Annotated in this window: 3 protein-coding genes and 1 pseudogene; 2 read left to right on the forward strand and 2 right to left on the reverse strand. The window is 52.7% G+C overall.

Annotated elements, in window-relative coordinates; translation table 11 throughout:
- Positions 1 to 324 precede the first annotated feature (324 nt).
- Positions 325 to 1,668, reverse strand: coding sequence for an IS1380 family transposase (locus tag EF096_RS19925; RefSeq protein ID WP_235869807.1), 1,344 nt, complete (start codon positions 1,666 to 1,668; stop codon positions 325 to 327).
- 193 nt (positions 1,669 to 1,861) lie between these two features.
- Between EF096_RS19925 and EF096_RS19930 the strand changes: the two genes are divergently transcribed.
- Entirely contained in the window at positions 1,862 to 2,875 is a 1,014-nt protein-coding gene (locus tag EF096_RS19930) for a cyclase family protein (protein WP_051230694.1), read from the forward strand.
- 339 nt (positions 2,876 to 3,214) lie between these two features.
- Here the strand turns inward: EF096_RS19930 and EF096_RS19935 are convergent, their stop codons facing one another.
- The gene (locus EF096_RS19935) at positions 3,215 to 4,558 is read right to left on the reverse strand and encodes an IS1380 family transposase (protein WP_235869808.1); all 1,344 of its coding nucleotides are present in this window, start codon (positions 4,556 to 4,558) and stop codon (positions 3,215 to 3,217) included.
- Between the two features lie 85 nt (positions 4,559 to 4,643).
- Here EF096_RS19935 and EF096_RS19940 point away from each other — a divergent pair.
- Positions 4,644 to 4,842: pseudogene (locus EF096_RS19940) on the forward strand (transposase family protein); the annotation flags it as partial.

Below are 4,842 nucleotides of genomic sequence, written 5' to 3' on the forward strand. Positions count from 1 at the left end.
CCAATGCCGAGCCGGATGGATCTGACTGACACCTACGCCTATACAACACCATGACCGAACTTCCCGACAACATCCTTCACCTGCCGCAATACCAAGTACTGGGCTGCAAATCAACCGACGACGAAATCCCAAATCCCCAGATAGAGTGCGGCCAGTGCCCCAAAGGCCTGTGAATCCCTCTTTCAAATCATATAGCTGGCCAGCGCAGCGAATATCGCACACAGATTCAGGCAAAAACCGACTCTGTACGCCTGTTCAATGCCTATTTGGCCAATTCGGACGGACCTATCCTGTGTAAGCCGTTTTTTTTTGTCAGGAATCTCGTTAAATAGGCGGCGGCTCAAACTCCTTCAGTGCACATAGCACTTGCTCCAACAGTGTCTGGTGTTTTTCCTTAAGCTTTACAAACCACTGACGTCCCGTTTTCACCACTTTCGCCGCCATCGCATACAAGCGCCAGCGCAGGGTCATCGCACGATGGTGTGCCAGCTCCTCTGGCAGTAACTGGCGCATCAGGGCAAAGAGGTTGTAAGACAGCGCCGAAATTAATAAGTACAGCGCATTGGCGTTCACGTCCGAACACGGCAATGTATCACCACCAAAATCCAGTTTCAGTTCCTTGATGCGGTTCTCGCTGTCCTCGGCACGCTGGTTATACCAATGAACCACCTGACTATCGCTCAGTTCGTCCCGGTTGGTGGCAATCGCACGGTAAACATAGCCGCCCTGACTTATTCCGTGGGTATCTTGTGAATCCAAATCCAGGCTCGCTTGGCCCCGGGTGGCGGTTCTTTGAATGATCAGGGTGAAGGCTTCTTCATAGTCACCGATACAAAAGCTCGTTCGATACGTATCCTGACCGCTGATGGGCTCGCCCTGCTTATCGAGCAAAGGGTGCCAATCCGAATCACCTGCCGCGTCTATCTGTGCCCGCATTGCGGCACTGGTCTTGGCGCGGATGGCATAGTCGATGCCTTCATCATCACAATACCGGATGATTTTGGTTTGATAGCCTGCGGCATCGATGCGCAGCGCATTCAGGGCACAACCTTCGGGTAAGGACTGTTGGCATTGCTGAATAAAGGCCAGGTTATCGTGTGCCGGCGACACATTGCCCTGGCGGAAATCGATCGCGACGACCTGCCCGGTTTCTGCAATGTGACCCACCATCGGCATAAAGCCTTTGTTCTTGTTGTAGGTCCATTGTGCTTGTGCTTTATGAGCAACAATTTCTGTGGCGTCGATATCCAGTGTGACTTTGTCGCAGCGGTGTAAGGCGGATTGCAGCAGGGCTTTATTCACCTCCACCCAGGCCTCCTGGCTTTGGGGCTGGCTTCCTGCTCGCCGGAGCCAGTCTCCCAGGGTAGTCGCCTGGGGAAGCTTTTCGAGTTCCAGCACCGTACACAGCGCCTCATCATCGCGAATGTGGCGAATATCGTCCAGATGAAAACTGCCTTCATGTTGCATCAGGATCAGTGCCTTGATGAACTCGGAGGGTTGATACCCCCGGTTGCTTTTAGGCTGGGGAAAATGCTGATCAATGCGTTCGGTGAGGTTCAACGAGTCCATCAATTGAGCCGTGGCCAACAAACCGGCCCGGGACGTCAGTAAATCGTTCGTGGTATCGAGTTTGTAGTGTAGAATGATCGTAAGCCTTGAGTTGTGCACCCATTGGGTGATGGTCTGTTTTGACGCTAACCATTATACAGCCAAGGCTTTCTACGTTTTAGGGTTTTCTATCTGGGGATCCGGGGAGTTATTATACATAATCAGCGTTGAAAATGGTAGATTAATAGCGCATAATGTCAATATATGCAAACATAAATACACTATGTAGGTATTGAGGCAGGAGAAGCAAGAGATGAATTTTAGAATACTGGTGGCGATATTATGCGGTTCACTGTTGGTAGTGCCGGTCTGGGCGGGCGGGAAAGCTGGGTGGATGCCTGCTGAGGCGAAAGCGATGTCCAAGGCGGAATTCGACGCTTTATGGAAGGGGATCTCTAACTGGGGCCGTTGGGGGAAGGACGATGAACTCGGCGCACTGAACACAATCACGCCTGAAATTCGCGCCAATGCCGCAAAACTTGTAACTGACGGAGTGACGGTTTCTCTGGCCCGGGAGGTGAGTAAACTTAAGGGTGCATATCCCAGTAACTCTCCATTCGACCACAAACTGATGATACATGAACTTGGGCCCCACCAACTCGCCGCTACGGATAGATACGCTTTTGACTATCATGGCGAAGCGCTTACACACATAGATGCTCTCTCCCATTTTGCTCATAAGGGTTTCCTTTATAACGGCTTCCCGGTCTCCGGTCTTAAACCCGATGGTGCGGATAAACTCGGCATCGAAAACGTGGCTGTTAACGGTATCTTTACACGTGCTGTGTTGGTGGATGTCCCGAGGTTCATCAAGGAGAAGTGGATGGAGCCGGGCCAAGCCCTGACGATTGAGTTCCTGAAGGAATGGGAAAAAAGAACCGGTGTCACGGTTGGCCCAGGTGACGTGTTGTTGATTCGCACTGGTCGCTGGGCAAGAGTTGCGGAGTTGGGTGACTGGAGCGTTTTGGCAGAGGGATCTGCCGGTGTTCATGCATCAGTCGCCGCCTGGGTGAAAGAACGGGACATTGCAGCTGTCGGATCCGATGGCGGTAGCGATGTGATGCCTTCAAATGTTGAAGGCTTATTCACTCCGTTTCATGAATTGGTTCAGGCTAGTTTGGGCGTGATTCTTTTCGACGGCCTCGACCTGCAGACAGTAGCTGAAGAAGCTGCAAAACGGGGAAGGCACACGTTTCTTTTTGTCGCCTCTCCTATTCGGGTGCCAGGCGGCACTGGAGCGCCCATTAACCCTCTGGCCGTTTTCTGATAGGGGCAATGCCGTTACGGTTGGCAGGAGTGGAGCTAATTCGTCCGCTCATGCTCAACGAGATAAGCAGGCGCCCGGGTTCACCCCATACGGCATTGATGCTTTTCCCTAGAGATGAGAATAGTCAATATAGTTGGCTATTCCCAAATCCCCAGATAGAGTGCGGCCAGTGCCCCAAAGGCCTGTGAATCCCTCTTTCAAATCATATAGCTGGCCAGCGCAGCGAATATCGCACACAGATTCAGGCAAAAACCGACTCTGTACGCCTGTTCAATGCCTATTTGGCCAATTCGGACGGACCTATCCTGTGTAAGCCGTTTTTTTTTGTCAGGAATCTCGTTAAATAGGCGGCGGCTCAAACTCCTTCAGTGCACATAGCACTTGCTCCAACAGTGTCTGGTGTTTTTCCTTAAGCTTTACAAACCACTGACGTCCCGTTTTCACCACTTTCGCCGCCATCGCATACAAGCGCCAGCGCAGGGTCATCGCACGATGGTGTGCCAGCTCCTCTGGCAGTAACTGGCGCATCAGGGCAAAGAGGTTGTAAGACAGCGCCGAAATTAATAAGTACAGCGCATTGGCGTTCACGTCCGAACACGGCAATGTATCACCACCAAAATCCAGTTTCAGTTCCTTGATGCGGTTCTCGCTGTCCTCGGCACGCTGGTTATACCAATGAACCACCTGACTATCGCTCAGTTCGTCCCGGTTGGTGGCAATCGCACGGTAAACATAGCCGCCCTGACTTATTCCGTGGGTATCTTGTGAATCCAAATCCAGGCTCGCTTGGCCCCGGGTGGCGGTTCTTTGAATGATCAGGGTGAAGGCTTCTTCATAGTCACCGATACAAAAGCTCGTTCGATACGTATCCTGACCGCTGATGGGCTCGCCCTGCTTATCGAGCAAAGGGTGCCAATCCGAATCACCTGCCGCGTCTATCTGTGCCCGCATTGCGGCACTGGTCTTGGCGCGGATGGCATAGTCGATGCCTTCATCATCACAATACCGGATGATTTTGGTTTGATAGCCTGCGGCATCGATGCGCAGCGCATTCAGGGCACAACCTTCGGGTAAGGACTGTTGGCATTGCTGAATAAAGGCCAGGTTATCGTGTGCCGGCGACACATTGCCCTGGCGGAAATCGATCGCGACGACCTGCCCGGTTTCTGCAATGTGACCCACCATCGGCATAAAGCCTTTGTTCTTGTTGTAGGTCCATTGTGCTTGTGCTTTATGAGCAACAATTTCTGTGGCGTCGATATCCAGTGTGACTTTGTCGCAGCGGTGTAAGGCGGATTGCAGCAGGGCTTTATTCACCTCCACCCAGGCCTCCTGGCTTTGGGGCTGGCTTCCTGCTCGCCGGAGCCAGTCTCCCAGGGTAGTCGCCTGGGGAAGCTTTTCGAGTTCCAGCACCGTACACAGCGCCTCATCATCGCGAATGTGGCGAATATCGTCCAGATGAAAACTGCCTTCATGTTGCATCAGGATCAGTGCCTTGATGAACTCGGAGGGTTGATACCCCCGGTTGCTTTTAGGCTGGGGAAAATGCTGATCAATGCGTTCGGTGAGGTTCAACGAGTCCATCAATTGAGCCGTGGCCAACAAACCGGCCCGGGACGTCAGTAAATCGTTCGTGGTATCGAGTTTGTAGTGTAGAATGATCGTAAGCTTTGAGTTGTGCACCCATTGGGTGATGGTCTGTTTTGACGCTAACCATTATACAGCCAAGGCTTTCTACGTTTTAGGGTTTTCTATCTGGGGATCCGGGGAAATGCACTTCCAGGTGGACGTGCCCGATCCCATCGCCTGCGAGGAATGCGGCGTGCAGGGTGAGTTCGTACGGTTCGGCAAGCGTGACGTTCCCTATCGTGATCTGCCCATCCACGGCAAGCGGGTCACTCTCTGGGTGGTCCGCCGCCGATACACCTGCCGGGCCTGCAAGACAACATTCAGGCCCCAGCTACCGG

It is taken from the genome of Pseudomonas neustonica, from assembly GCF_003797945.1.
GTDB classification, from domain to species: domain Bacteria; phylum Pseudomonadota; class Gammaproteobacteria; order Pseudomonadales; family Pseudomonadaceae; genus Halopseudomonas; species Halopseudomonas neustonica.

What these genes read in the sequence shown, in the direction of transcription:
- EF096_RS19930 (WP_051230694.1), top strand. Translation starts at nt 1,862, where the DNA reads ATGAATTTTAGAATACTGGTGGCGATATTATGCGGTTCACTGTTGGTA.